Here is a 26,411-nt window from a genome sequence, read left to right on the forward strand (position 1 = left end):
CCTATATCAAGGCCCTGGCCACGGGCCTGGCAGCCAGCGAAGTGCAAGCGACCAAGCTGACGGATTCCGTGGGGAAATAACACGACAATAACCATGCAGACACACGTATACCCCACGCCCACGGAGGCCAACAACGCGGCGTCACAACAGCTTTCTGCTTGGCTAACCGATGCCGCCACCCGCACGGTCATGCTGGCCGCCGGGAACACGCCGCTAGAGCTGTATCGACTTATCGCCCAGCGGCAATTATCGTTAAGCCACCTGACACTTTTTGCCCTGGACGAATATGTGGGCGTACCGCTGGACGAGCCGCGCAACTGCGCGAATCTGCTGCGCCGGACCGCCGTCCAGCCGTGGGGCGTGCCAGAAAGCCAGTATCATTATGTTAGCTCTGATCCCGCCGAGGCCGCCTCCAGCGTGAAAGCGCACGAGGAACGGATAGCGGCGGCGGGAGGGTTGGACGTGCTGATCCTGGGCCTGGGTCAAAATGCGCATCTAGGCTTTAATGAGCCGGGGAGCGCCGAGGATGGCCCAGGCAGGCTGTTGGACCTGGATGCTATTTCGATTGAGGCGAATCGGCAGTGGTATGGGGGAGATTACGCGCCGGCGCAGGGAGCGACGGTAGGGATGAAAGCGATACTCGCAGCGCGCAAGATTTTAATTATGGCGTATGGCCCACACAAGCGCGCAGCGGTGCGGGGGATGCTGCAGGGACCGCGCGGACCAGCGTGTCCGGCGTCGCTCTTGCGGGGGCATCCAGCGGTGCATGTTTATCTGGATGAAGCGGCGGTGAATCAGACCTCGGTGAATCATACCGCGGAGGGGGAAGCATGAACCCTGGCGACGATTTATTGCGAAAATTCATCTTGGCACAAGGGAACCAGACGTGGACGGAGACGCCGCCTAGCGCCGGGGGAATTTCCAGTAGTCATCAGCCCGGTACAATACCACCTTGCGGGCCGGCGGATCATCAGGGAGAAGCGGCCCAGTTACAGTTGCTGATCGGGATTGATGTGGGAGGGACCAAGATCGCGGCCGGACTGCTGGAGTATCCCACGGGGCGGATTTTGGGGCGCAAACTCACGCCGACGTTGTATCAACGCGGCGGGCGGGCGATTCTGGATGATTGCCTGCGCCTGGCGCGGGAACTTGCGGGCGAGGGAGAGGCCACCGGGATGCCGGTGGCGGGGATCGGCCTGGGCGTGTGCGAGCTGGTCGATAAGGGGGGAAATTTGGCCAGCGCGAATTGTATACCCTGGCTGGAACTGCCGGTGCGCGAGGAACTGGCGGCGATTGGCCCCGTGGTGATCGAGGCGGACGTCCGCGCGGCAGCCAAAGCCGAAGCGCTCTGGGGAGCGGGACGCGGGTATGACAATTTTTTATACGTGACGGTTGGGACGGGGATTAGTTGCTGTTTAATGATTGACGGCCGACCCTACCTGGGGGCGCGGGGGATCACGGGTTCGATGGGCAGCAGCGCGCTGCGGATTCCTTGCCAGCAATGTGGAGCCATGCAGACGCGCACGCTCGAGGAAATAGCCGCCGGACCCGCGCTGGCGGCGCGGTTTGCCGCTCATGGGGGGATCGCGGCGTCCGGGCAAGAGGTTTTTGCCGCGGCGGCGGCGGGAGACGCCGAGGCGAAACGAATCTTGCGGACCGCCAGTGAAGCGCTGGAATCACAGATTGGGCTGGTGGTAAATGTGGTTGATCCGGCGGCGGTGATCGTCGGCGGGGGGCTGGGGATGAGCGAGGGTCCCTACTGGGAGGGCTTTGTCGCGGCGACGCGGCGGAATTTGTGGGCGGCCGCGCATGCGAATTTACCGATCTTGCGGGCGGCGACGGGAACGGACGCGGGCTGGCTGGGGGCCGCGGCGTGCGCGGCGCGGCAGTGAGCGATAGCAAGTGATTTGTTACCACTGCCGCACAATCCCATACGCGTCCAATCGGGCGTCGCAACTGATCAGGGGAACTTGCTCGGCCAGGGATTAGGCAACTAACATCCGATCAAACGGGTCGCGGTGGTGATACGGCAGGTGGAGTAGCGCGGCGGTGTGGGCAATGGCGATAGGAAGAATGGAGAATTTGTTGTCTTCTATACCCCGGGTTATGAACTCTTCAAAAGGGACTTGAATAGGATACTTTTCCCAGACCAGCTTTTATTGCAATTTCCCAGTATGAGGCTGGACTAATGAAAATTTGATTCAAAGGATTACAGATCAAAGACATTGCCAGTTGACTCAGCTGCCGATCATTGGTAATGAACCATAAGAAGGCATGGGTGTCGAGTAAATATTTCATGGCATGTAGTCTTTAAAATCCTGCAAATGTTCATCATCCTCTATTAACAAGGTTATGAGGCCTTGGCAATTTCCAGGTTGCGGAGGTTCGAGTTGGGGCTCATTTTGGCCGATCAACTTAGCAATGGTCCGCTGATCGCGCATAATCACAACTTCGTCCCCCGGACCAAGGGAGTCAATCAACTCCGGCAGGCGTTGTTGGGCTTCGTCGATATTGATGGTGATGGACATGGGTTAATCTCCTGACTTTGCTATCATTAATTATAGTGCATTAAATTGATTTTGAAGAGATAGGAATAATTGAGTTGCCCCCACCCCTGATTCTTTGCCTGGAATCCACCTGCGATGAAACCGCCGCCGCGGTTATTGATGGCGATTTGCGCGTGCTCAGTTCCGTTGTGGCCTCGCAAGAGCAACTGCACGCGCGGTATGGCGGCGTCGTGCCGGAAATCGCCTCGCGGGCGCATGTGGAGCGGATCTTGCCCGTGATTGACGAGGCCGTCACCCGCGCAGGGGTCGCCCTTGCCGACTTGGATGCCATTGCCGTGGCCAATCGGCCGGGTTTGGCGGGTTCTCTCTTGGTTGGGTTGATGGCGGCCAAGGCCCTCTGCCTCGCGCTGGACAAGCCTTTGATCGCCGTCAATCATTTAGCGGGGCATATCTATGCCGGGCGAGTCGCCGCCGGTCGGGACATTTTTCCCTGCCTGGGCTTGGTGGTCAGTGGCGGCCATACCAGCCTGTACCGGTGTGATACGGCCCTCGAACAGCGATTTCTGGGTGGAACCATTGATGACGCGGCGGGGGAGTCATTTGATAAGGTCGCCAGCCTCTTGGGCCTGCCCTATCCTGGGGGGCCGCAACTCGAACGAGTCGCGCGCGGGGGGAATCCGCGGCAATACGCTTTTCCCCGGTCGTTCATCAGAGAACCAGAGCGGCGGCAGTTTAGTTTTAGCGGGTTGAAAACAGCGGTGCGGTACGCGCTAGCGCCGCAAGGGACGGAACTACCCCCACCGCCGTTTCCCGCGCGGCTTACCGCGGACATCGCGGCCAGCTTTCAACAGGCGGTCATTGATTGTTTGGTCATTAAAGCTATTCAAACCGCGCGGCAAGAGCGCCTGTCAACGATCTGCTTGGCGGGGGGAGTGGCTGCCAATCAGGAACTGCAGCGGCAACTGCGCGCCGCTTGCAATGATGAAAAACTGGAGCTCATCGTCCCCCCGCGCGAACTCTGCACCGATAACGCCGTCTTGGGGGCGATCGCCATAGAACGCTATCGTGGGGGTTTATTTGAAAAGCTCGATTTAGAAATTTTTCCCGGGCTAGAACGCTAGCGTATGGCAATGAGATAAGCTTTTTTAGCACGGAGTTGCGAAGGAAATACCGAGCGGCACAGAGTCGAGAATTAGGAACGCGGATGAGGCTGATTTAATAGGTTATCACTGATCAGAGTATTGCAATCTGTGTATGACACACTTATCTATATTCTTAACCCTTGAAGTTTTTCGCACTATGCGCAGATTTTCCTTTAGCCAATTTGTTTGCGGGCCAAAGGCATTTGATCCTTTGCGGGCCAAAGGCCCGACCTATCCCAGCCTAGGGCAAGCGCAGCGTCGCCCTAGGTAAATGGGAAATGAAAAATGGAAGGGCCAACGGCCCGATTCAACAAAGCTCTCCAATATTGAATCATCCGTAAATTCCCTGAGTTGCCAGCCAAAGTCCGCACGACTGCATCCGCGTTCAAAATTCTTTTCCGTGCTCCTCCGGTATATCTCCGTCACTCCGTGATTCGCATGCATCTGCTAGCACCCACGGGTCGGCATAATCGCCCGAATCGGCATTTTTTCTCTAGTGGGCAAAGTCCGCGGCCGATCAAAGAGGTATGCCAATAACCCGGCATTCGTTCCCAGCGGCATTCGCCGTCGATTTTGTAGCAAGGACATTCGCCATGTGGTTACGCTTTGCGTTGGTACTCGCCATAATCTTGCCGTTTGCCGGCTGCCGGGTGTGTGATAGTCCCTACGATTACACCGGCCCCGTGGTTCCTTGCGGCGATGCCTGCGGCGGCTGCCACGATGGCAATTGCGGCGGCGGTGGTTGTGCCACCTGCCAGCATGGCGGCGATTATCATGATGGCGGCATGCATGGGAGCAACGTGGTCGAAGGGGAAATCATCTACGAGCAGGGGACCACCGTTCCCGGCGAACTGCGCGAAGTCCCGCAAAATCCGCAACCGCTGACCCCGCCTAGCCGGCCCACACCCGCGCCGGTTGGACCCATGGCCCGGCGTTCCAGCATGGACACGGCGATTTATGAGACTCCCGCGCCGGGGATGGCAAAGTCTCGGCCAACGACCCGTCCGGCGGGCTATCGCGGGTCGGGCGGGCAAGCGAGCAACGGGATGCCAATGTTGCAGCAAATGGGCCGTTCGCTGCCAGGAAGCGGTAATAAGCAAAGTGCCAAGAGTGGCTGGGAATGGTAAACGCGCGGAGGGAGAAAAGGTGCCAAACTGCATTCCTCTAATCCGGAACTAAAATTCGGATCTAATCTGTCTCAATCTGAAATCCGCGTTAGTATTACCCGATTCTGCATGTGTTGAACCGCTATTAATGGCCCGGCCCGGTAAAGGTAAAGTCCGGTAGATTGCCTGAGTCATCCAGCGGCAACTCGCGCGGCTCGGTCAAAATCTCCAGATCATTACGGGTTTGGGCCTCGTCCCAATAGGCGGCCGAACATTCCACCTCGTCTAAGTGGAGCGTGTTCTTGATCCATAACAGCCGCGCGTTAGGCGGTTCGGTCAGGCCGATCGTCGGCAGGCAAATCTCCAGCAATTCGCGGTCAGTTTCAAAATGGAGCGGATCCATGACGCAACTGGTGTGGCCGCTGGTCAGGGCGTTGATCCAGGTGATTTTTTTGTCCATTTGACGAATCGCGCGGCTTTTGCAAAATTCGGCAATGCCGATGCCGCTGGCATTGCCGTGTGATTCCGGCGTCAGCGACCGCACGATAATCCTCCGCACTTTGGGCCATTCATGTTCGACCGCAGCGTGGTCGTTGTACTTGCGACCGATGATATTGGTGTCCATGCCGGTGCCACTGATGTTTTTGCCAATCTCATCGACAATCAAGACATCCGCCGTCTTAAATGGCAGTCGCGGCAGATGCGCGGTGGCTAGCTTGAGGTGGGTAATTTCGCTTTGCTCAAAATCTTGCGGGTGGACCGCACGGATAAAGGCGGTTTCGTCATAGCCGTTTTCGATAATGGCCAGTCCGGCGGCGATGCGGCATTTTTGCAGGACCTCTCCCGAGACGCTCCGCACAATCCGGGCAAAATCATAATCATGAATCGCCCGGTGATAGATTTTTGCCCCGTTATGCTTCCCCAGGCCGATGAGCAACATCTTCATCAGACCGCTTTGGATATCGCCGGTCATCTCGGTATGGGGCTTGACGCGGCCGCAGACAATCGTGTGATCCGCGTTGTAGGCATACTGGTCAAAATGTACGTCGAATCCCTCCGCGGCCTGGCTGACGATTACGGTATCCATGCTAGCGCGAAATTCACACCCCATGCTCTCGGGGGTGATGCCATAATCGGCCAAGATGCCCAATTGTCCCGCCGCGTTACCGCCGCCGTGGCTCCCCATGGCGGGCACAATAAACGGGATAGCCCCCAACCGTTTGACATAGTCCACGATACCGCGCACGATGGTGGCGATATTGGCGATCCCCCGGCTGCCAGCGGTAATGGCGACGGTTTGCCCCGGCCGCACCGTGGCCGAGAGGGACAGTTGGTCAAATTCGGCGGCGATGGTGGCCGGGATATCGGCCACGCGGGGTCGGTCAAACGTTTGCCGCACCCGAAAAATTCGCGGCAGTTCCAGGGCGACATTCTCGCTCATGTGTTGCGGTGTAAAAAGAGTATCACGCTAGCACGATCCGCGGGAAGGCGGGTCCTGGGACTATCAGGGTCGATTACCTCTCACCCACAGACACGGCTGGCTTGCTAGCAATATTGGTCAACGGACATCAACTAGCATACTCGGAATTGCTCGCTTCGTCGAGGAACCGCAGGCCGTGTCGACTTGTTGCGCCAGCCGGGCGGGGCGCACCGCTCTAGGTGGAAAAAAGGGGAAGGAGTACAATCGTTTCGCTATTTATTGAGGAAATTATTACCCAATGCCTGCTTGCGCACGGCGCAAAGGATGTCGCATGGCACTCGGTCAACGGACGGCGGGAAGTTTTAAAAAGCGGTTGAGCCAGGGTTTGCATCCGGGCGACGAAACCGAATCATTGGCCGACCTGGCCCCGCGCCGCCGTCGCAGCTGGACGCGGTATTGGCTGTATGCGTTGGCGAGTGGTTTGGCGTTACTGGCAATTGCCCCGCGGGTCATCGGCTACACGACGTTGAGAAATTGGCCCCTTCAACAAGGATTAAGCCAACTCAATGGCAGCATCACCAGCCGCGGCGCGACCTTGGGTTGGCTGATCCCGATCCATTATGAGGGAATTGAACTGCGCGACAACGCGGGGCAACTGGTGCTCGAATTGGAAAGCGTAGAGAGTTCCGCCTCGTTATGGCAGTTAGCGCTGAATCCCGTCGATTTGGGTACGTTCCGCATTCGCCAGCCACGCGTGAACCTGATTGTCCGCAATGACGGTTCCAATCTCGAAGACCTGCTCGCGCACATTTTAGCCTCCCGGCAGCCGGCCGCTCCCCGACAGGTACGCATCGAGGTTACCAACGGCACAGTGCAACTGCATGACGTTGCCGCGCAGCGCCAATGGCAAATTCGCAACCTGCAATTGGCTCTGACGCAGCGGCCGGATGCCTGGTTGCCGACGGACTGGACCACTTCGGGTGAGATACCGCTGGCGGACCGGGTGGCAAAATTTGTGGTGGGAACACCCTCCAGTTCCCCCGCCCCAGGCGTGCCCGCGTTAGTCAACGCCGCAGATCAAGCGGCGCTCTCCACCACCGCGCAAACCATACAAATTCGCACCCAACAGTTCCCCTTGGAAATCCTGCGCGCCGCCGTGGCCCGCACGCTGGGGGAGGTGGAATTCGCTGGATTATTCTCCACCGAACTCGAATTGCAAAATCGCTTTACCGACCAGCGCTTGGAACAAGACGTGCGAGGACGGATTCTTTTGGAAAATGTGTACTTGGCCGGTGGCCGCCTGGCGGGGGATCAATTGCGCTTAAACCGCGTGGAATTACCCGTTGATCTGACCAGCACGCCCGAGGCGGTCGATTTTCGCGCGGCAAACCTGATTTGCGACTTTGGCCAGATCCAGGCGGTGGGCAAGCTTCCTCTGGCGGCTCTTACCACCGGCGATCTGCGTGAATTAAGCCACGCGCCGCTGCAACTGTCCGGCCAGGCGCAATTGGCCCCCCTGGCGGCGCAATTACCGCGGCTGCTCCAGCTAAATCCCCAGACCCAACTCACGGCGGGGGAATTGAGCTGGAGTTGGAACTGCGCCATGGGACCTCGGGGAAAAGAATGGGGAGCCGAGGCTACCTTGGCGAATTTGACGGCAAGCTACCAGGGTAGTCCCGTCGCGCTCCGCGAGCCGGTGCAAATTGTGTTAGCCGCACATGCCGAACCCGCCGGGGTGATTGTGGACAAACTAATGGCCACGGCCAAATTTTTGAAGCTTAACGCTGGCGGAAACGCCACGGATCTACAGGCGACGATCGAATGCGATCTGGATCAATTGGCCGCCGAGTTCGGACAATTTATCAATTTGAAGCCTTACGCGCCGGCGGGAGCTCTCACCGGCGATTTGGCGTACAAATTGCAGCCCGATGGCAGTCTGGCGGGATCGCTCAATGCCGACTTGACGAACTTTCAGCTCACGTTGCCCGGCCAGGCAACTTTCCGCGAGCCGCAACTGGCATTGCGGGGACGTCTTGCCGGCACGCACGAAGCCAATGTGCCACGGTTACTCCAAACGGCGGAGTTGCAATTGGCCGCCCCCGCCCCGCCTAACGCCGCTGTGGCCGATCAATTCTTTGCCCGCATCACCCAACCGCTGGATTTGCGGCAATTGGGCGTGGGGGCTAGTTCCTTGCCATCCGGGTCGGTCGATTATGCCGCGTTGGCCTGGCCATTGGAATTTGTGCTGCAGGGGGAATTAGCGGCTTGGCAGGCGCGCTTGGGCACGATGTTCCCCTTGGAGGGCGTGCAAGTGGCGGGAACAGCGGATTTGCGCGGGACGGGATTATTTCAGGCCAGCGCGATCAAGCTGGATCAATTTCAAGGACGCATTCAGAACGCCGATTTGCGGCTACCAGGCGCGCGAATCACCGAAGACCAGCTTGATTTAACCACGCAAGGAGAGATCAATTTGGCCGCGCGACAACTGCGCCTAGGCCAGACAAACTTTTTATGCGCGACCGCAAATTTACAGGCTACCGAGGTGCAACTGGCCTGGCCGCAAAAGGGGGCTATCACCGGCGGCGGCAAATTGGTTTATGGAGCGGATCTGAGTCGGTTGCAACTGTGGATCATGGACCGGCAAATGCCGCCGGCCATCCGCTGGTCCGGCAGTCTGCGGGGAGAGGCATTATTGAATACTAGTGGCCAGGATGTGGCGCTGGATTGCCGCAACTTCATCGAGAAATTTACGCTGTATGACAGCGCGGCCGCCAATCGGCTGGCGGTTAATGGCCGGCCGGGAGCGACTCAACCGGTCGTGGGGAATGCCGGGCGCGATGTGACATTATTAGAGCCCCTGTGGAGCGAACCGCGCTTGAATGTCAACATCCGTGGCGGTTGGAACGCGCCTCGGCGTCAATTTGAACTGGAATTGGCGGAACTCCAATCGCAAGCTTTGGCCCTGCAAGCGACCGGTCGGGTGAACGGAGCCAATGCGGATGAACCAATTGTGGAACTGGGGGGAAAAGTCAATTATGACTGGCAAACCCTGGCCCCGGTGTTGCGAACTTATCTGGGCGAATCAGTGCAAGTGACAGGGCGGGAAACGCGTGAGTTTACCGTCAAAGGTCCATTACGACTTGCCGCAAACCCGACGGATTTGGCCGCGCGGGGAGCGATTTCTTCCACTCCCGTCATCGCCGATCCGGCGGCCGGAGCAACGGCAACAACCCCTGAACCGCTCGCGCTCTTGCAGCCGCTGACGGCCAGTGCCAGCGTGGGCTGGCAATCGTTGGCGGCGTATGGCTTTGAATTAAATCAAGGAGCCATCGACCTGGCATTAAGCGATGGCCTGGTCACGATGAAGCCGCTAGAGGTGCAGGCGGGCGCGGGTCAGTTGCGCATCGCCCCGCAAGTGCGGCTGACCCCGGGAATGCCGGAGTTGCTGCTGCCGCGCGGGACCGCGCTCGAGAACATCCATATCACGCCCCCGATGGCGCAAAGTTGGCTCAAATTTGTGACACCCGTGCTGGCGGATGCCACGCGGATTGACGGCAAGTTTTCGCTGGATTTGGCGGGGGGCAAGGTTCCCCTCGCCAAACCTCTGGCGGCGGATATTAGCGGGAGAATCCGGGTGCAGGAATTCGCCGTGACTCCCGGAGAACCGGCCCAGGCATTGGTATTATTGGGTGCGCAAATTACGGCACTGATCGAAAAGAAAATTCCGCCGACGCAGGTGGATCGCCAAGTGGTATTATTAAAAATGCCGGAACAAAACGTCGACTTTCGGGTGGTGGACGGGCGGGTCTACCACCAGGGGATGACGATGCAGGTGGGCAAGGTGGTGCTGCAAACCCAAGGTTGGGTAAACCTCGAGGATGAGAGCCTGGGTCTGTTGGTGGAAGTGCCGTTTCAACCCGACTGGGTGCAAAAGTTGCCGATACTGGCGAAGATCCCCGAACAAAAGTTTCAGATACCGATGGAGGGGACGCTGCGGCAGCCAAAAGTAAGCAGCGAGGCGATCAAGCAGATAACCAGCCTGTTATTACAAAACGCGGCGCAGAACGCGATAGAAAACCAACTCAATCGCGGCCTGGACCGGTTGTTGCGGCCGCGATAGACGTAAGAATAACTGAATGCAAGTAGTTGCTAAAATTATTAAATGGGGTTATTGGCAATACTTAACTTTAGAAAATTTACCATCCAATTTGACAGAATGTCCTTTTTTCCCGGCGGTTATGGCGGGTAAGCCCTGTATACGCGGGATGCGTGTCACGATGGGGACAGTTTTGGGGCTTTTGTCCAGTGGTTATTCAAGCGAGCGCATTTTACAGGGTTATCCGTTTTTGGAGGCTGAGGATATAGATGGGGTGTTTGGGAATGCATAGTTCTATACACAAACCAAGAAAGACCATCCGCTATACACTATCAGCTAGTTACTATGTTCCTCACTTTCCCAGCAAATCAACTTCCGAGTCATCCGGTTTGGCCCGCTGACGTTGATTGCGCAGCTCGGCCATCATCGTCCGCAAGGCACGTCCATATTCCCGCACTGCCGTGGTAAAGTCATCCTGGTCGGCCGCCTCCACTCCCGCTTTGACATAGCCGTTGAATTTCGCCCAATCGATGGCCCAGCTTCCCTTGGTCGCCGCGTCGCGCAGTTCATGGGCGAGCCTGGCTAAATCATCCGACAGCGCGCCGTCCGGCTGGCATTCGCAGCGGGTATGGGGGCCTTTGCCTAGCATTCTGCCAGCGGGCAGGTAGCTGTATTCAGGTTCGGGGACCGTGGATAGCTGCAAAAAACCAAATCCCAAAAACATCGCCGCCGCCACAAACGCGATCGTCGGGATATACCAGGGAAGCGAGGTGGTGGTTAAGACCAAACCCAAGATTAAAAAGCAAACCGCGGCGGCCCACATCACGATGGACATCATTTTCTTGGCTTTTTTTTCTTGCAAATCCTCGCCAATGGGCAACAACCCCGGCTGGTTTTCCGGCAGGGTGGCCAGCGCCGGGTGCGTGATCCGCACCACGATCACGGTGATGTTGTCCGGACCGCCGCGCAAATTGGCCAAATCCACCAGCACCCGCGCGGACTCCGCCGGGGGAAGGGCCTGGAGAATCGCGCCAATCTCGCGGTCGGAAAGTTTGCCCGCCATCAGGCCGTCGCTGCACAACAAAAAAATGTCTCCCACCTCGATGGGAAACGGCCCCTCCAAATCGACCTGCACATCGGGATGCGGACCGAGCGAGCGGGTGATGACATTCTTGGGCACGATGCTGGGAACGGCGTCCTTGGGGATATGCCCCGCGGCGGACATTTCCCAGACCAGGCTATGGTCAAACGTCAGTTGCTCAAACTGCCTGCCCCGCAACCGGTAAACGCGACTGTCGCCGACATGCCCCACCAACGCCCCCTGCGGCAATAGCACTAGCGTGCTAGCCGTGGTTCCCATCCCCTGAAAATCCAGGTTGCTCTGGCCGCGACGGTGGATGGTGGCGTTGACCTCGCGGATGCTTTTGCGAATGGCGTTGGGCGGGGGAAGCGTCAGTTTGTGATAAGTATGCGGGATCGTGTCCGCGGCGATCTTGCTAGCCAGTTCGCCAGCCGCGTGCGCTCCCATTCCATCCGCCACTAAAAACACGTGCCCCCGCTTGCGCCACAAATCGGGGTCGGGGGCCAGCATCACCGCTTTGGAGTCTTGATTATTGGACCGGCGCATACCGACGTCGGTGACTTCGGCATAATCCAGAAAACTTTTCCAGTTGACCGTGTGGGGCATCGAACGATTACAAAAATTAAAAAAGTTTGGCAGCCAGGCCCAAGCGGCGGTCAGGTTAACTCAACACAAGTGCGCTTGCGGAGTTTCGCTAGCAGAAATTATTCTAATCTGCAATAAATCGCCGGACTAGCTAGGGCGTACCGGGGAATTTGGGTTTTCCCGGCTCCCCGCTTGCCGTCCTCTGGGGGAAAAAACGCTCTGGCCTGGACACCTGCGCCAAAGTATAGTTGGCCCCCGCTAGTCTTTCCGTGACCCGAAATCGTCAGCCACCAGCACGGAATTGGCAATTCCTTTCCCCCGATTATCCTGGTTAAACCGCCCAAATACCCATGCTATCGCCAAATTGGCAGCGTCGCGTCGCGGTACGGAGCCAGAGGGCCTGGGTCCTGGCGGGCATGGTTGCCCTGGGGGGGCTCTTGGTCTTGCAGACCGGGTGCGTCACGCGGCGTTTGACCATTCGCAGCAACCCCCCCGGAGCGCGGGTGTACGTGGGTGACGAAGAGTTAGGGACCACGCCAGTCGCGCATGATTTTACGTATTATGGCACGCGCAAGATTCGCCTGGTCAAGGATGGTTATGAAACATTGATCGTTAATCAACCTGTCCCGGCCCCGTGGTATCAACTGCCGCCGCTCGATTTTGTCAGCGAAAACCTGGTGCCGGGTGAAATCCGCGACGAACGCAATGTTACTTATGAACTGCGACCGTTACAGTTGTTGCCGCGCGATCAGCTAATCCAAAAAGCCAACGGACTGCGCCGCGCTAGCGGAGGCCAACCGGGCATGGCGGTTCCCGCGAATGCGACCACGATACCGCCTAATGGGTTTCCCGCCGGTCCCGAGGTTGTGCCCCCTGGCACGGCGGTCGGTCCCGCGCCGGGACCAACCACACTCCCTCCTCCGCCGAACACGCCCCAGTGGATCTATCCGGTCCAGCCGTCGGCGCCCGACCGGGCTTCCCCGGGGACCATTCAACCCCTGACACCCCCCGTCCGCTAGCGGAGCCCCTAACGCTAGCAATCCCGGTATGCTGGCACCCGATCTGCCCATCCCAAGCGGGGTGGATGTGTTGATCTTGCCCCGAAGCATGGCACATGATACTCATTTGGCCAAACAATTCACGTGGCACCTCCAGCAAGGGAGTAAACGATACATTGCAGTTGTTCATAGCAAAGTGCCTATCATCCAGAGTTACCACGGTGAGTTCCCCTCATGCCAACTAATTCAATTCTGGCACGGACACGGCGGCGCTGGTTAGCCTTGGGGTTGGGATTGGTATTGGCAATTTTCTCCGACGGACGGGCTGGAGTTAACGCAGCCGATACCGAGTTGTTGCCGCCGCCCGAGACCCTCTCCGCCGAACCTCTCGTCACGCCTCCCAGCGCGCTCCCCGCCGCGGATAAAATCCCCGGCGAACAGGACGCCGAAGCCCCCGAGCTGGTAATCAAGCCCGAGCCGGTCATCCATCCCTGGTTTTATTATAAAGCCTGGGCGGGCAGCTTTGACTTGGGGGTGAACGGTTCCGAGGGGAACAGCCAGACGTTTAACTTGCGCACGGGTTTAAATGCCAAGCGGGAAGTCCCCTGGAGCATCACCACGCTGCGTTTTGATTATGTGAATAACTCGGCCAATTCATTGCAGACGGCCGACCGGGCATTCTTTGACGGTCGATATGAGTGGCTATTTGAAGCTTCCCCCTGGAGTTTGTATATTCACGAAACGACCGAATACGACGAGTTCCGCGCGTTTAACGTGCGCGTCACGGCGGATGCCGGTGTGGGGTATCAATTTTGGAAGAACGACCTGTCCAGCATGAAAGCTCGCATCGGTCCAGGTGCGTCGCGGGAATTTGGCGGGACCGACGAAAGCTGGACACCGGAATTGGTGTTTGGGCTGTATTTTGATCGGCAGATCAGCAAACTGCAAAAAATCAACTTTTCGGTCGATTACTTTCCGCAAATCGATGACTTTATGAGTTACCGCCTTAACTCGCAAGTCAATTGGGAAGTAGTCCTGGATCAGGTGAATAACCTGAGCATGAAGATCGGCGTGGTGGACCGCTATGACAGCACGCCTCAGGGGAAAAAGCCCAATGACGTCGACTATCGGACGGTGCTCGTGTGGAATTTTTAACGTGTCGGGCAGCTTGCGGTTGTCGAGCCAAAGCCGCACCAGCCATGTTTACAGCGGTTAGCGCGCAGGATTGGCTTTTTCCACGGGGGGAGGGTCGTTAGCCGGGGGAGGAGTGCCGGATTCTAGCTGACCCGCGGTGAATTTGGTCAGTGCCGTGGCTTGTTGCAGCAACAGGTAATTAGCGCCGCGATATTCGGTAATCGTTCCCTGGACCACCCATTCCAGCGGTTCGCTTTCTTGGACGGTTTTTCCCACGCGTTCGGCCATCAGGTTTTCCATGACCACCAATTGAATTTTTTTGTCATGGCTTTGAAATTGGATTCGTTCCCCTCCCGCCATCTGAAACGCCCCCCGCAGATTCATCACCCGCGTCCCCTCGCGCCAGCGGCCATTCACCAGATAGCCATCCACGACATTGGCCGAGGCCGCCCCTGGACTGGATTTTCCCGGGACAATTCCAGGCTTTTTTTGCAAAGTCGTGGCCGCAGGCGCTGCTAGATTCGCGGTATCCGGGGAGGCAGGGGAATCGGCGGCCCGTACCGCATCGCTAGAAATCACTAACCCTACGAGGATTGCCGGCCAGAGGCAACGCGAGTTCCCCGGATAAAGACGCGCCGCGGCATGGCGACCTGCATCACGACAGTGGCAAACGCGATTCACGCCTCACGTCCTATGCGGGGCTAGCCCGCGGGTTTGGGGAGCATGATGCTATGCAAAACCAGCACCGAACCGATGGAGATAAGCGAATACCCCAGCCATATCGGGGGACGGACCTCGCGGCGGGGAATACTTGCCCCGCTGTTGAGCACCAGGGATTCCACGGGACGATTGGCCGAATCCTCCATCCGCGCGGCGATAAACCGCGTGGTCGGTTCGTTTAGGGTAAAGCTTTCGACCGCGCGAAACTGTAACCCGACCAAGAGTAACAGCAAGCCGATCATGAACAATTGATTGCGATTAAAATCCATGGCGGGGCCTTGCTCCCATGCGAATGTGATGGCCACCCTGCCATGCCCGGTTCAGTGCCGCTCCCCGGCACCCGATTCCCGTTTACCAGGCCGTTCCATGCGAGACGTCTGGGATGGGGAAATTCCTGCTAATCGTCTATCGACCGCGGCGGATAAGATTTTTTAAGCGCGGTTAGCCTTTGCGGGCCGCGCGGGCTGGGCAAACTTAACCGTCTCTCCAGGCAGGCGCGACGCCCGGCCCCTAGCATGGTCGCGATTTAAGCCGCTTTCGCGGAAGCCGCCTCGCTCTTTTTTTCCAGCATTTCGACCGCTTGCCTCAAATGCGGATCGGGTGAATCCTCTCCCAGCAAAGCAGGGGAATCGTCCCCGGTATTTTTCCCCTCTACGGAGGCGCTGGGGTTGTCCGCGGCGACTGCCGGCGCTGGTTTAGCGACTTCCCCCCCTAACGCCCAGCGTTCGTGGCGACTACGCCAATTTTGCCAGGTTCGCCATTGCTCCGCGGTCAATGGCCGTTCACATCCCGGATTGGGCTGGACCCCCCATTCGGTGTTATCTTGCGCATTGGGAAAGCGATGGATATTTCTGTGCAAGGGACTGTGGTAATAGGCCACGGTCAGGCGTAACATGGGCGTTTCCCCATTGGCCCGGGGAGAGAGGGGAATCACATGCTGGGTGGTTCCCTTGCCGTAACTTCGTTCACCAATGATGATTGCCCGCTGATGGTCCTGGAGGGCGGCGGCGACAATTTCGCTGGCGCTCGCGCTGCGGTGATTGATCAATATCGCCAGGGGCAGGGTGGTAAATTGCCCCTGTCCGGTGGCATAAGTCGCGGTATTCGATTTGGGATTGCGCCCCTTGGTGCTTACAATCAACTCTCCTTTATTCAGGAAAAAGTCGCACACCTGCTCGGCGGCGTCCTTATAACCCCCCGGATTATCCCGCAAATCCATAACCGCCGCCACGCAACCCGCCGCGCGCATCTGCTCGAACGCTGCCCGCACCTCCCTGGGTGTGCGGTCCTGCACAAATTGATTGATGCGCAAATAGCCAATCCGCGGGGCTTCCTCAATGGCATACGACCATTCTCCGGCCAAGTTCCGCGCATAACCAGTCACGGAGGGCCGCACAATGACCTCCCGGCGTATCGGTAATTCCCAGAGTTTGGTTGTTCCCGGGCGGTTTATACCCAATGCAACCTCGGTGCCAGGCGTTCCCTGAATTTGCGCAAGAGCCGCCTCCGGTCCTAGCTGCCCCACCGCATCCCCGTTGACCCGCACGATCTGGTCCCCGGTGCGCAGTCCCGCTTGATGCGCGGGCGTTCCCACCAAGGGGGGAGACAACACCACCAATGACTGTTTGTCGGGGGCGGCGGCGGCTTCGATACCGATGCCCACGTATTGATTGTCCAGGTCGTTCTGAAAATCGCGGGCGTCCCGCGGCGGCACATAACTGGAATTTTCGTCCAACTGTCGCAGCATGGACGAAACCGCCTGGTTGAACAATTCCTCGCTGTCGGTCGGCGCGACATAGTCGGATTCAATAAAATCCAAAATTTCTCCAAAGGTGCGTTGGTGGGGATTGCGCGGCAAGGTGCGGTAACACGCCACCGAAACCGCCAGACAGATCACAATCCAAAAAAAGTTTTGGCGAATCATAAAAATTAATAAATAAGTGAATTGGAAAACCGCCGCCACTAGCGACCGTTAAACGCGCTACAACCGCTACAGCTCATAAACGCATTTTCCCTCCCCATGACGCGGGCGAACAGACCCCGATCAAAAATTTTCGCCGACAAGTCCCCTTAACCTAGATTTCCCTGGGCTAAATTACTAATTCCCTGGATTTATGCTGGCTTATTTGACCGCGACATCGTTGCTGTACGTTGGCCTGGGCGTTTGGCTGGGGCTATTGTATACGCGCGCGCGGGGCGCTGATTCGCCAGCAACAGGTCAGTCACCCGCGAACGGTCATTCACCGAAGGAACCTCACACCGATGCCGCGGTCCCCCCGACCGTGGAAGCGCCAGTGTCGCCCGTCGCTACGTCCTTGTCCACCGAACTAACACTGGAATCAGAGGAAAATCTCCTAGCCCCAGAAGATTGGTTTGAATTATTGGCGGACAGTTGCCCTCGCTGTGAAACATTTATCGAAGCAGGTGCCCAGATATTAGGCATGCGCGTGGGGAATTATCTGCGTCAGTTAATAGAAATCGAAGCCGGCGTGCGGCTGCAGATGCAAAAACTGGCGGTACCCGAGTTGGACACCTCGCCAGACGCGTCTCTCCGACAAGAAACCACCCCTATGGCGGAAGCGCAACCAGCTAACGCGGACGCGTCATTACAAAGGCAAAAATTGTTGAACGATTTGCTGCGGCAAAATCGCGATTGGCAGCGACATCAAAAGGAGGTACAAGCTGTCTTGCAGCGGTCGGAGGAAGATGAGGCGGCATTAAAAGTATTAAATGCGGATTTAGAGCGGCTAGTTGCCCGCCAGTTATCGCAGTTGGAAGCAACGGAAAAATCCTGCCAGTTGCTGGGAAGCGTCGCCAATTCGGCCTATGCCACGCTACGGCTACGACAAGAAGTCTCGCGTTGTATTGTGTGGGCCCATGAGTTTCGCGATATGTTGGAATCTTTTATCGCGGCCTTTTTTGCCAGGGAAGAACGGTTTGCCGTGCTGGATCAAAAGTATTTGGTTGATAGCATGGGGCTTTACAATCGCGTGGGGATCGAGCAACTCTTGCAAAGTTGGTGGCGGGATGATTCGCTACGAATTCGCACGCTGTCATGTATCTTGATCAACCTGGATCAATGCGGCCAACTCAATGAACAAGTGGGCGTCTGGGGTGCCAATCAGATTTTGTCATCCATCGCGGGAATTTTACAGGGTCAGATGCGAAAGTCGCGGGGAAATGATGCCTTAGGACGGTTTGCAGGACAATTGTTCATGATGTTCCTGCCCGATACCGGTCCCCGGGGGGCCACCAGCGCGGCGGAGCGGCTGCGTCAAACGGTCGAGCGGGCCTCCTTTGAATTGTCCGATGCGAATGTAAACTTAACGGTAAGCATCGGCGTCACGGATGTGCGGCATGATGACAATAGCGAATCCCTGCTGGCCAGATTGCGGGCTTGCTTGGATGCGGGAAAAAAACTGGGACCAAACCAAACCATCTTGGACGAGGGAACCGGCCCCGGCACCGTACAGCCGCCGATCTATGACGTGGCGGCCCTGCGGCATATTATTGATTGATTTGCAAATTACCCCGATTTACCAGCGGGATGCCTTGCCCACGGCCTAACAACCGCTTAATCTGCATAAAGTCCCTATAATACTGGCACACCCTAAATATTCTTTGTATCTACACGATTATGCTGCCCCAACTGCCACCGCGTAAATTGGACGCCCATAAGGGGGATTTTGGCCGAGCGTTGCTGATAGGGGGCTCGCGCGGTATGTCAGGCGCGATTACCCTGGCGGGTGTAGCGGCGTTGCGTGGGGGGACGGGGCTGGTCACTTTGGCTGTTCCCAGCGGCATTCAAGCCGTCACAGCGGCCTACGAACCATCGTACATGACCTGGGGATTGCCCGAGGATCCCGCGGGAAAAATCGCCTGGGAGGCCGACAACCCCGCCCGGGCAGAACTCTTTGCCCGTTGCGAAAGTTCCACCGCCGTGGGGGTGGGACCAGGTTTGGGCCAGTCGCCGCAGATTGAGGATTTGGTCGCGGAACTGTACCAGCGAGTGCGACAACCGTTGGTGGTGGATGCGGATGGACTGAATGCCCTGGCCGCGCGGCCGGCGGCCTTGCGCCAGCCGGGGGGCCCACGCATTTTGACGCCCCATCCAGGGGAATTTGGCCGCCTGGCCAGTGCCGCGGGAATACCCGGACATGACCAAATTTCCCAAGCGGTCCGCTTTGCCGAAGCTTGCCGCGCGGTGGTCGTGCTCAAGGGGCACCGATCGCTCATTACCAATGGCGAACAAAGCGAAATCAACGCCACCGGCAATCCCGGCATGGCCACGGGGGGCATGGGAGACATTTTGACGGGCGTGATTACCGCGCTGCTTTGTCAGGGCCTCGGACCGTTTGCCGCGGCGCAACTGGGCTGCCACGCGCACGGCCTGGCGGGGGACCTGGCGGTGGTTGAGTTGGGCCAGGTCTCGTTGATTGCGTCGGATATGCCGAGGTATTTGCCAGCGGCGTTTCGCGCGTTGGAGCGTTCGGCGTCGATCGCCTCGGTCACACCGATCGCGGCCGATGTGTGACGGTTTTTCTTGGAATTTCCACGATGTCATTCGTCAAATTAATGCTCCACGACCGCGCGGGGACGATTGTGCTAAATCGTCCCGAAAAGCGCAACGCGCTGCATCGCAGCCTGATTGAGGAGCTGTTGCAGGCACTGCGGGATCTGCATGCCGAAAAGCGCGCCCGCGCGGTGATCATCACCGGGGCGGGGTCCGCCTTTTGCGCGGGTATGGACCTGGGCGAAATGCGGGACACCGCGCACAGCGAATCCGCGCTTGCCCAATGGCAGGCGGATGCCGAAATCTATCAAGAACTGCTGCAAACAATGCTGCGCTTTCCCAAGCCGATCATTGCCGCGGTCAATGGTCCCGCCGTGGCGGGAGGGTTGGGTTTGGTTTTGGCCAGTGATCTGGTGTTGGCCGCGCCAGAGGCCAGCTTTGGCTTGCCGGAGCCAAAGCGGGGCCTGGTCGCAGGTATCGTTAGCCCGCTGTTGGTCTTTCGGATCGGCGCTGGATATGCCGCCCCTTTGTTACTCACGGGGCAGATGATCGATTCTCCCGCCGCGCATGCGCGCGGTCTGGTCCACGAAGTGGTTGCCAATGATCTCCTCTGGGCACGGGGCCAGGAATTGGCGGGGGAAATCGCCGTGTGTGCGCCGCAGGCTCTACTACTGACCAAACGGATGCTCAACGAAACAATTGGCGAGCAATTATCCACCATGTTGACCGCTGGAGCCGCCGTCAGCGCGGCGGCCCGCACCACGCCCGCGGCGGCCGAGGGCTTGGCCGCATTTCTAGAAAAACGCCCCCCGGTTTGGCCATAGCAACGACTGTTCTTATAAAAAATCCAACAGCGTCAGTTTTGCCGTCTGGGAGGTCATTTGGAGCGAAGCTTGAAAGGCGGCTTGCCGGGCCGCCAAATTCGAAATGGCCTCCGTCAGATCGACGTCAATCTCTTGGGAAAGCGCGCTTTTTAACTCAACTTCTTCATCTTCCAACCGTGTCTCCAGCGTGTCCAGACCCTGCTGTCGGGCTCCTAACTCCGCTCGCGAAAAATTGATTTGTTCATTGCTGGCGTCCAACAGTCCAAACGATCGTATGATTTGCGCCGGATCGTTAGCCCGCAGCGCATCCCGCAGGCGAATCAGCGAGGTAAACACGCTGGCCACCTCCGCCTGATGGGTGTCCCGTCCCGTAAGCGTCAGCGTGGGGCCTCCTCCCGAAATCCGCACATCCGTCTGTCCGACGGGAATCAACCCCAAATCCACCGCCGCCTGGCTGCTGTTAACCCTGGCAATGGTAAAAGCGTTTGCGCCGGGACTGTTGTCGGTGAGGGTGATCCCCTGGCCATTCTGGTCCAATTGGGCCTGCACCCGCGCGCCGGGAAGCAAGTTTCCCGGATGGTTGTTGATGGCGTCCAGCACCTCTTGCACGGTCTCCAGGCCATCCACATCGATTTTTAGGATAGTCCCGTCACGGCGCGTGATCTCAAAATCCGTATTGTGGGGGTTGGCTTGCACGCCCAAGCCATGGTTCAGACTGGATAATTTAGTTTGGGGGACCAGTGTTTTTAGCCCTAGCTGGGCGGCGGTGTTACCCCCTTGTTCGCCAATGCGAAAGTCCGTGCCACTGAGGCGGGAACGGACGTTGATCCCTGTGCGAGTATCGTTAATTTCGGCTAGGATTTGTGCTGCGGAGCCATTGAGGATATTTAGCAAATCCTCAACGGTGTTGGCGGCATCCAGGTTGATGGCCGTGGTAACGCCTCCATTGGTAATGTTCAGGCCGGAATTTTGGTCAAATTCCGTTCCTGTGCCGTTGGCGGTCATTCCGGTGGTGGTCAGGCTGATAATTCCGCCGCCAGTGTTGGGCTCGAATTCCTGGTCGACCGCGACCGAAAACAACGCGTTGAAGCTGGGATTTGCCGCCAGGGCGGCGGCGACATGGTTGGCCGTGGTAAAACCGCCGTCGATATCCACCGTAAATGTTTGCGTGCCGGCGTTATAGGCGACAGTCTCGGCACCGGCGTTGACCGTGCCGGAATCCACAAAGTTAAACGTGTAGCCATTGGCGGCGGGGCCGCGGGTAAGCGCGGTAATCCGCAGGTCGTTATTGGGTCCTGGCGAAACCAGCGTGACCCCCGCGCGCGAGCCTAACAGATCGGCGAGGGGGGTGGTGGGCAAGATAGCGGGCTGCAGGTCGCGGCTAGCCAAAGGTCCGGTCCCGAGCGCCTGATTATTTAGCAATTCCAGGTCGGCGGCGGTGGTCCCCTGGCCGACTTCGCCGATGAATAAGTTTCCGCCTCCCGCCGCGTCCAGCTCGATGGTCAAGCGATTATTGGTAAGATTCACCGTGACCACGCGTCCGGCGGGTGGGTTGGCCTCCAGCAGCTTCTTGACATCGCGCAGGTCGTGCGCGGCGCTGAGATCGACATTGGCGGATTGCGCGCCGTCGCTAATTCGCAGGCTTCCCAGGGCGATCCCCCCCCCCAGGTCCAGCGAACTAAGGGGTGTGTCCCACGTAAGCGCCGGATTCAGATCGACGGTACCTTCGATTGCCGCGCTGAATCCCCCAAAGACCTGACTGCCGGGAATATTCGTGTCAAACAGAATGTCCGTGTCGGAATAGCTTTGTAAGAATTCTTCATCGCCGTTATACCGCACAAAGTCGCCGTCATAAGTAAACGGTTCGATGCCGGTTTTAGCTCCGGCAAATAGAAACCGGTCGCGAAATTTTTGATTGGCGGTGCTGACTAGTTGCTCGAGCGCGCGGTCGATTTCTTGCGCGGTGGCCTCGCGCTGCGCGCTGGTCGCCGCGGTGGAACTGACGGCCTGAGCCGAGCCGCGGGTTTCATTGAGCAGGTTGGAGACACCGGCCAGGGCGGAGTCGGTCGCGCTCAGATACGACTGATTCGTGGTCAGGTTGATTTTTACCTGATCCTTTTGTTCCAGCAATTTTTGCAGGGATATCGCCCGCAGGGCCGCCGGGGCATCCTCGCTAGGGAGCAATATCCGTTGTCCCGTCGAAATCTGCTGCTGGATTTTCAGCAGATTTTGCTGGTCGTACTGCAATTGGGTCAGCAGCCGTTGCGAAGCGAACGAGTCGCTCACACGGGTCGTCGGGATGGGAGTGATGCGGGGCATATTATCAAAAGAACCCTGTTAAAGCGCGATTACAACGTCACCAGCAATTGCAGCAATTCATCCAGGGTTTGGATAAACTTGGCGGAGGCCTGGTAGACTCGCTGGTAGCGCAGCATATTGATCGCTTCCTCATCCAAGTTAACGCCGCTAATCGCCAAAGATTGGCCTTGCAGGTTTTCCTTAAATACCAATGCCCCCTCCGCCGCGCTTTGGGCAATCGTGGAATTCTGGGTCAAGTCGGCGGTCATGCGATCATACAGGTCCGACAGCGTTGTTCCGGCCTGGCTTTCGAGCGGTCGATCCAAAAAGCCGGCCAGCGCCACGGCGTTTTTGGTGTCTTCCCCTAATCCTCCCAGGCTAGCCGCGAATTTGCTGGGATCGGCGGAAATGATGCTGTTGATGCCCAGGCTGCTGGCGTCATTTCCCACAAAAAACGTGTTGATTCCCAGCGCGGCCAGCGCGCCGCTGGTGTCCTGGCCAAAGGTAAACTCTTGATCGGTCGAGTCGCTGGCGATTACCAGCTTGCGCTCCGGGGTGAGCGTGGCCGACACGCCGTTGATGGCGTCGATTTGCGCTGCCAGGTCCGCCAGGGAGGTATCGCTCTCCAGCCCGTTCAGATCCACGCGAATTTCCGTTGTCTGGGTCAGGCCCGTTCGCTTGTTATGTACCTGCAGCGCAAAGGAGCCATTCACCGGCGTAAAGTCCAGCCCCGTCGCGTCCAGAGCCGCGGTCACGCTATCGACCGACTCATGGCTGGTCAGCGTGGAATAGCCGGTCAGACCCTGGCCGGAGCTGAACACTTTATTAAATTCAAACGCCAAGGCGCCGGAAAAATTATCCAATGTCTCCAAAAAATTGGCCAATACCTCGTCCCGCGAATGGATCAGTCCGTACAGTTCCCCGCTGCTAATGTTCAAGGGAGAGTCCGTCTCGGCGATGCGCACATCAAACACTCCCAGGCCATCCTCGGAAGAGGCCTTGGTGGTCAAGGAGCGCGCCAAACCGTCAATGACTAGAAATTCGCCACCGGCAAAGACCGAGACCGCGCCGCTTTCTTGCTCCTCCACTTGGACGTCGATTAGTTTGGACAATTCGGTCAATGCCTGATTTCGCTGGTCGCGCAGGCCGACCGCGTCGCTGGCCGAAACGTCCCCCCCTTCCGAATTGCTGATTTGAATATTCAGCGTGCGTATCGACGCCAACAGCCGATTGACGTCATCCACGTTTTGGGCCACGCGATCATTCAAATCGGAACGCAAATCCCCCACCCGCCGCGCCAGGCGATTGATGTCCCCGGTCAATGTTTTACCCTTCAGCGCGACCAGGTTGCGCGCGGCGTCGCTTTCAGGTTGATTCAGGACTTCGGAGATGGTGTTAAAAAAATTGTTTAGCGATGTGCTCAGGTCCGTGCTTCCCAGCTCCCCATAGAACGCCTCCAACTGCAGATAGGTCTCTTTTTCGACATTCGTGCCGGCCTGCTCGCTATTGGCGGCGCGGAGCCGCTCGTCTAGAAATTTATCACTCTTTTGAATGATGGCCTGCACCCGTGATCCCAGGCCCAGCAGCAGGTTGCCCAGCCGTTGGGTGGGTCCGGGCGTAAAGACCACTTCCTCGCGGATGTAGCCCGGCGTGTTGGCATTGGCAATATTTTGCCCCGTCACCTGTAGGCCGATTTGCTGGGCCCGCAGGGTACTTCCCGCCAACTGGATGGAACTAAATAGCGACATATCCGCGCCGGGGATTAACCCAGCTCATTCAACAACACGCCCCCCGCCACCGAGTGGCTCCCCTGTTGATCATAAGTCGGCCGTGGCTGGCCGCCGGTTGCGATAATTTCTAACATCTGGGAAAGATGAATCAGGGTTTTTTGTGCTAGCACCCAATTGGTGATCGCCTGATGTTGCAATAAGCGTGCTTGCAATTGAGCCGCCCGCAAGCCCGGCTCCAACGCTTGTCGCCGCCGGGGGGGAAGTTGGCGGCTCGCCGCGCGCAGCGTTTTTGCCGAATTGCCAGCCGCTTGTGCCTGATCCAACAGGGCCTGGCGGCGATCCTGGCATGTTTGCAGTCGCTTGACCAATTCCGTCTCGCGCGGCTGCAACTCATCCAGGGGAGGCAATTCCCGCTGGCCCAGGCGGGTCCGTTTGAGCTGCAGGACTTCGAGCAATTCCCCTTGCGTGGCCGAAAGCTCCGCTAGCAAATCGGCGAATTCGGCATCCCAAGTTTCGTCCATGTGGGGCAGGTGCTGTAAAAGTAGGAAAATTGGAAAAGGTGGGGTATTGCGGTCTTAGGGCAAAAATCGTGGGCTAGCGACAAGTGGCTAATCGGCCCAACCTGAATCGATAGTTGCGGCACAACAGTAAGGCTTCAATGGTGGGAAGCGTGGATCGCGAAACCCAGTTAATTTCGTTGCAAGGTAAACAGATCGAACAAGCCTTGGCTTAGGCCGCCGCCGGAACTTTCCGCTAATTTATCCGCCAAAAGCGAATTCAACTCTGACCGAAACATCTCCTCTGCTTGGCCTCCGTGCAGATACGCTGGCTTGCCGACGGACTTTTGCAGTTCGCCCAGCATCTGCCGAAAAAACGTGCCGCCGACAAACTTGTCAAATTGTTCCCGTAGCTCGCGGTCCGCGCCGTTGGCGTCGGTTTGTTGAACCCCGGCATCGTCCCGCAAGGCCGCGGCGGCGGTTGTGGCCGTGTGGACGTGTCGTTGGGCCAGTTGGTCGGTCGAATATCCGCTGGGAATAGCGGAGAGGCTGGATTGCATGGCACAATACCGATTAGTACGAATTTTTATGAGGGAAACAAATGAACGTCGGGGGGCTGCGCGCGATTGCTAATGGTCGTTACTCGATAATGAGCGTGCCGTGCAATTTTCCATCCCGTTCAATGATCTTAATAATTGCGATCTGGTCATCGGCGGTAACCTTGAGGGCGTTTAGGGCCTCAACCAGGCTTTTTAATTTGGCGGTGGGCTTGGCGGCGGTCTCGACCCCCACAATCCGGTTGGCCACGGAGGGGACGCCCGGAGTTTCAATCACCATGTTTTTGTGCGTGACCGCCACCGCGCCGATCTCGACATCGCCGCTGATGGCAATCGTTCCCACCCGCTCATTGATAATGACCCGGCCCCCCGTTTCGGGTTCCAAGAGCGGACGGCTCATCACTTGCGCCACAAAGTCGACCACGTCATCCTTGTATTGCGGGGGGATTTGCACCTCGATGTTGACCTGATCGAGCGCGCGGGCCAGTTGGCCGCTTTTGGTGTTGAAATTGAGCTGGCTGTTGATTTGCTCGGCCAATTCCTGGGCCACTTGAAAATCGGCATGGCTTTTATTCAACACCAGCGTAATCTTGTCATCCTTGACAAAATCATGGAAAAAATCCTCTTCTAGGCGGCACCCCTGGCGGATTCGGGCAACGGTTTTAGCGCGGGGATTGTCCAGTTGCAGCGTTCCCTGCGCAATGCCAAAGACCCGATCCTGCCCCGCTTGGGGGCTTAGCAGCGCCGTGGAAAGCAGGTAGCCATGTTCCAGGCTCTTGGCCGCTCCCACGCTCGAGACGGTCGCCTCCAGCAGATCCCCCTGACGCGCTCCGGTCGCGGGAATGGTGGCGGTCACCATGACCAGCGCGACATTTTTTGCGTCTTTCAGTTCCAGCAGTCCCCGCTCGGTGCTGATGGGATTGCCCAGCTTTTGGAGCATGGCGGCCAACCCGCGTATCGCCGGGGCATAACCCGGCCCGTCGCCGGTTCCATTCAGACCCACGACCAGGCCCATCCCCTGGATCGTGACTTCTTCTTGCCCCTTCAGCCGGACAATATGCTTGATCAATGTCGCGGCGGGGAGGGGGAGGCATGTCAGCGATTGGGCCAGGACCATGACAGCCAGGCAGGGACCTATCCAGCGGCGGCCCAGCGATCCGCAGGGATGGCGATCAGGAGTGGCAGGGGCGTCATGCATGGGGG

The 26,411-nt window shown here is 58.0% G+C and carries 22 protein-coding genes; 11 read left to right on the top strand and 11 right to left on the bottom strand.

The genetic code is table 11. The features are described from left to right. Positions 1-93: 93 nt before the first annotated feature. Together SFX18_00685 and SFX18_00690 are read left to right on the top strand one after the other, a co-directional pair. A complete protein-coding gene (locus SFX18_00685; GenBank protein ID MDX1961633.1) occupies positions 94-834 on the top strand; it encodes a glucosamine-6-phosphate deaminase in 741 nt (246 codons plus the stop codon). Then, positions 831-1,892, top strand: coding sequence for an ROK family protein (locus tag SFX18_00690; protein ID MDX1961634.1), 1,062 nt, complete (start codon positions 831-833; stop codon positions 1,890-1,892). The genes SFX18_00685 and SFX18_00690 overlap by 4 nt, the downstream gene beginning before the upstream one ends. Before the next feature lie 402 nt (positions 1,893-2,294). Here SFX18_00690 and SFX18_00695 read toward each other — a convergent pair whose 3' ends face one another. Next, a complete protein-coding gene (locus SFX18_00695) occupies positions 2,295-2,528 on the bottom strand; it encodes a hypothetical protein (protein MDX1961635.1) in 234 nt (77 codons plus the stop codon). Positions 2,529-2,602: 74 nt separating this feature from the next. On the opposite strand from SFX18_00695, the gene tsaD reads away from it, so the two are divergent. Beyond that, a complete protein-coding gene (gene tsaD, locus SFX18_00700) occupies positions 2,603-3,628 on the top strand; it encodes a tRNA (adenosine(37)-N6)-threonylcarbamoyltransferase complex transferase subunit TsaD (protein ID MDX1961636.1) in 1,026 nt (341 codons plus the stop codon). 614 nt (positions 3,629-4,242) lie between these two features. Further along, complete coding sequence (locus SFX18_00705; GenBank protein MDX1961637.1) at positions 4,243-4,776, top strand: hypothetical protein; 534 nt, start codon at positions 4,243-4,245, stop codon at positions 4,774-4,776. Between the two features lie 124 nt (positions 4,777-4,900). Here SFX18_00705 and SFX18_00710 read toward each other — a convergent pair whose 3' ends face one another. After that, on the bottom strand, positions 4,901-6,196 hold the full coding sequence (locus SFX18_00710; protein MDX1961638.1) for a DUF362 domain-containing protein: 1,296 nt from the start codon (positions 6,194-6,196) through the stop codon (positions 4,901-4,903). 310 nt (positions 6,197-6,506) lie between these two features. On the opposite strand from SFX18_00710, the gene SFX18_00715 reads away from it, so the two are divergent. Both SFX18_00715 and SFX18_00720 read left to right on the top strand, forming a co-directional pair. After that, a complete protein-coding gene (locus SFX18_00715) occupies positions 6,507-10,295 on the top strand; it encodes a hypothetical protein (protein ID MDX1961639.1) in 3,789 nt (1,262 codons plus the stop codon). Positions 10,296-10,311: 16 nt separating this feature from the next. Next, positions 10,312-10,563: a DUF433 domain-containing protein gene (locus SFX18_00720; protein ID MDX1961640.1), complete on the top strand. Its 252-nt coding sequence runs from the start codon at positions 10,312-10,314 to the stop codon at positions 10,561-10,563. 60 nt (positions 10,564-10,623) lie between these two features. Here the strand turns inward: SFX18_00720 and SFX18_00725 are convergent, their stop codons facing one another. Then, a complete protein-coding gene (locus tag SFX18_00725; protein ID MDX1961641.1) occupies positions 10,624-11,958 on the bottom strand; it encodes a protein phosphatase 2C domain-containing protein in 1,335 nt (444 codons plus the stop codon). Positions 11,959-12,287: 329 nt separating this feature from the next. On the opposite strand from SFX18_00725, the gene SFX18_00730 reads away from it, so the two are divergent. Both SFX18_00730 and SFX18_00735 read left to right on the top strand, forming a co-directional pair. Further along, positions 12,288-12,956, top strand: a complete 669-nt coding sequence (locus SFX18_00730; GenBank protein MDX1961642.1) for a PEGA domain-containing protein — start codon at positions 12,288-12,290, stop codon at positions 12,954-12,956. Between the two features lie 213 nt (positions 12,957-13,169). Then, entirely contained in the window at positions 13,170-14,090 is a 921-nt protein-coding gene (locus SFX18_00735; protein MDX1961643.1) for a DUF481 domain-containing protein, read from the top strand. 57 nt (positions 14,091-14,147) lie between these two features. On the opposite strand, the gene SFX18_00740 is transcribed toward SFX18_00735, so the two are convergent. The 3 genes from SFX18_00740 to SFX18_00750 all read right to left on the bottom strand — a co-directional run bounded on the left by SFX18_00740 (position 14,148) and on the right by SFX18_00750 (position 16,713). Continuing rightward, positions 14,148-14,648, bottom strand: coding sequence for a hypothetical protein (locus tag SFX18_00740; protein ID MDX1961644.1), 501 nt, complete (start codon positions 14,646-14,648; stop codon positions 14,148-14,150). Positions 14,649-14,770: 122 nt separating this feature from the next. After that, positions 14,771-15,058: a hypothetical protein gene (locus tag SFX18_00745; protein MDX1961645.1), complete on the bottom strand. Its 288-nt coding sequence runs from the start codon at positions 15,056-15,058 to the stop codon at positions 14,771-14,773. A 257-nt stretch (positions 15,059-15,315) separates the two neighbouring features. Continuing rightward, positions 15,316-16,713, bottom strand: coding sequence for a S41 family peptidase (locus SFX18_00750; GenBank protein MDX1961646.1), 1,398 nt, complete (start codon positions 16,711-16,713; stop codon positions 15,316-15,318). A gap of 190 nt (positions 16,714-16,903) precedes the next feature. Between SFX18_00750 and SFX18_00755 the strand changes: the two genes are divergently transcribed. From SFX18_00755 to SFX18_00765, 3 genes are all read left to right on the top strand, one after another. Further along, positions 16,904-18,307, top strand: a complete 1,404-nt coding sequence (locus tag SFX18_00755; protein MDX1961647.1) for a GGDEF domain-containing protein — start codon at positions 16,904-16,906, stop codon at positions 18,305-18,307. Positions 18,308-18,426: 119 nt separating this feature from the next. Next, complete coding sequence (locus SFX18_00760) at positions 18,427-19,323, top strand: NAD(P)H-hydrate dehydratase (GenBank protein ID MDX1961648.1); 897 nt, start codon at positions 18,427-18,429, stop codon at positions 19,321-19,323. Between the two features lie 23 nt (positions 19,324-19,346). Beyond that, positions 19,347-20,126: an enoyl-CoA hydratase/isomerase family protein gene (locus tag SFX18_00765; protein ID MDX1961649.1), complete on the top strand. Its 780-nt coding sequence runs from the start codon at positions 19,347-19,349 to the stop codon at positions 20,124-20,126. A 12-nt stretch (positions 20,127-20,138) separates the two neighbouring features. Here SFX18_00765 and flgL read toward each other — a convergent pair whose 3' ends face one another. The 5 genes from flgL to SFX18_00790 all read right to left on the bottom strand — a co-directional run bounded on the left by flgL (position 20,139) and on the right by SFX18_00790 (position 26,406). Further along, positions 20,139-22,445 carry a flagellar hook-associated protein FlgL gene (gene flgL, locus SFX18_00770; GenBank protein ID MDX1961650.1) on the bottom strand — a complete coding sequence of 769 codons (2,307 nt, stop codon included), beginning with the start codon at positions 22,443-22,445 and terminating at the stop codon, positions 20,139-20,141. Between the two features lie 29 nt (positions 22,446-22,474). Then, positions 22,475-24,172 (bottom strand): flagellar hook-associated protein FlgK, encoded by a 1,698-nt coding sequence (flgK, locus tag SFX18_00775; GenBank protein MDX1961651.1) that lies wholly within the window; start codon positions 24,170-24,172, stop codon positions 22,475-22,477. Between the two features lie 14 nt (positions 24,173-24,186). Further along, positions 24,187-24,675, bottom strand: a complete 489-nt coding sequence (flgN, locus tag SFX18_00780; GenBank protein MDX1961652.1) for a flagellar export chaperone FlgN — start codon at positions 24,673-24,675, stop codon at positions 24,187-24,189. A 167-nt stretch (positions 24,676-24,842) separates the two neighbouring features. Continuing rightward, positions 24,843-25,211, bottom strand: coding sequence for a rod-binding protein (locus tag SFX18_00785; protein ID MDX1961653.1), 369 nt, complete (start codon positions 25,209-25,211; stop codon positions 24,843-24,845). 79 nt (positions 25,212-25,290) lie between these two features. After that, positions 25,291-26,406 carry a flagellar basal body P-ring protein FlgI gene (locus SFX18_00790; protein ID MDX1961654.1) on the bottom strand — a complete coding sequence of 372 codons (1,116 nt, stop codon included), beginning with the start codon at positions 26,404-26,406 and terminating at the stop codon, positions 25,291-25,293. Between the last annotated feature and the right edge of the window lie 5 nt (positions 26,407-26,411).

The sequence above is a fragment of the Pirellulales bacterium genome, assembly GCA_033762255.1.
In the GTDB taxonomy this organism is placed as follows: Bacteria; Planctomycetota; Planctomycetia; order Pirellulales; family JALHPA01; genus JANRLT01.

Excerpts from the sequence above, each read along its gene's own strand:
- SFX18_00720 (MDX1961640.1), top strand. The coding sequence starts at position 10,312 with ATGCAAGTAGTTGCTAAAATTATTAAATGGGGTTATTGGCAATACTTA.
- SFX18_00745 (MDX1961645.1), bottom strand. The coding sequence starts at position 15,058 with ATGGATTTTAATCGCAATCAATTGTTCATGATCGGCTTGCTGTTACTC.
- SFX18_00730 (MDX1961642.1), top strand. The coding sequence starts at position 12,288 with ATGCTATCGCCAAATTGGCAGCGTCGCGTCGCGGTACGGAGCCAGAGG.
- SFX18_00785 (MDX1961653.1), bottom strand. The coding sequence starts at position 25,211 with ATGCAATCCAGCCTCTCCGCTATTCCCAGCGGATATTCGACCGACCAA.
- SFX18_00715 (MDX1961639.1), top strand. The coding sequence starts at position 6,507 with ATGGCACTCGGTCAACGGACGGCGGGAAGTTTTAAAAAGCGGTTGAGC.
- flgL (MDX1961650.1), bottom strand. The coding sequence starts at position 22,445 with ATGCCCCGCATCACTCCCATCCCGACGACCCGTGTGAGCGACTCGTTC.
- SFX18_00760 (MDX1961648.1), top strand. The coding sequence starts at position 18,427 with ATGCTGCCCCAACTGCCACCGCGTAAATTGGACGCCCATAAGGGGGAT.
- SFX18_00685 (MDX1961633.1), top strand. The coding sequence starts at position 94 with ATGCAGACACACGTATACCCCACGCCCACGGAGGCCAACAACGCGGCG.
- SFX18_00735 (MDX1961643.1), top strand. The coding sequence starts at position 13,170 with ATGCCAACTAATTCAATTCTGGCACGGACACGGCGGCGCTGGTTAGCC.
- SFX18_00765 (MDX1961649.1), top strand. The coding sequence starts at position 19,347 with ATGTCATTCGTCAAATTAATGCTCCACGACCGCGCGGGGACGATTGTG.
- SFX18_00690 (MDX1961634.1), top strand. The coding sequence starts at position 831 with ATGAACCCTGGCGACGATTTATTGCGAAAATTCATCTTGGCACAAGGG.
- SFX18_00710 (MDX1961638.1), bottom strand. The coding sequence starts at position 6,196 with ATGAGCGAGAATGTCGCCCTGGAACTGCCGCGAATTTTTCGGGTGCGG.
- SFX18_00705 (MDX1961637.1), top strand. The coding sequence starts at position 4,243 with ATGTGGTTACGCTTTGCGTTGGTACTCGCCATAATCTTGCCGTTTGCC.
- flgK (MDX1961651.1), bottom strand. The coding sequence starts at position 24,172 with ATGTCGCTATTTAGTTCCATCCAGTTGGCGGGAAGTACCCTGCGGGCC.
- SFX18_00695 (MDX1961635.1), bottom strand. The coding sequence starts at position 2,528 with ATGTCCATCACCATCAATATCGACGAAGCCCAACAACGCCTGCCGGAG.
- SFX18_00725 (MDX1961641.1), bottom strand. The coding sequence starts at position 11,958 with ATGCCCCACACGGTCAACTGGAAAAGTTTTCTGGATTATGCCGAAGTC.
- SFX18_00755 (MDX1961647.1), top strand. The coding sequence starts at position 16,904 with ATGCTGGCTTATTTGACCGCGACATCGTTGCTGTACGTTGGCCTGGGC.
- SFX18_00750 (MDX1961646.1), bottom strand. The coding sequence starts at position 16,713 with ATGATTCGCCAAAACTTTTTTTGGATTGTGATCTGTCTGGCGGTTTCG.
- flgN (MDX1961652.1), bottom strand. The coding sequence starts at position 24,675 with ATGGACGAAACTTGGGATGCCGAATTCGCCGATTTGCTAGCGGAGCTT.
- SFX18_00790 (MDX1961654.1), bottom strand. The coding sequence starts at position 26,406 with ATGCATGACGCCCCTGCCACTCCTGATCGCCATCCCTGCGGATCGCTG.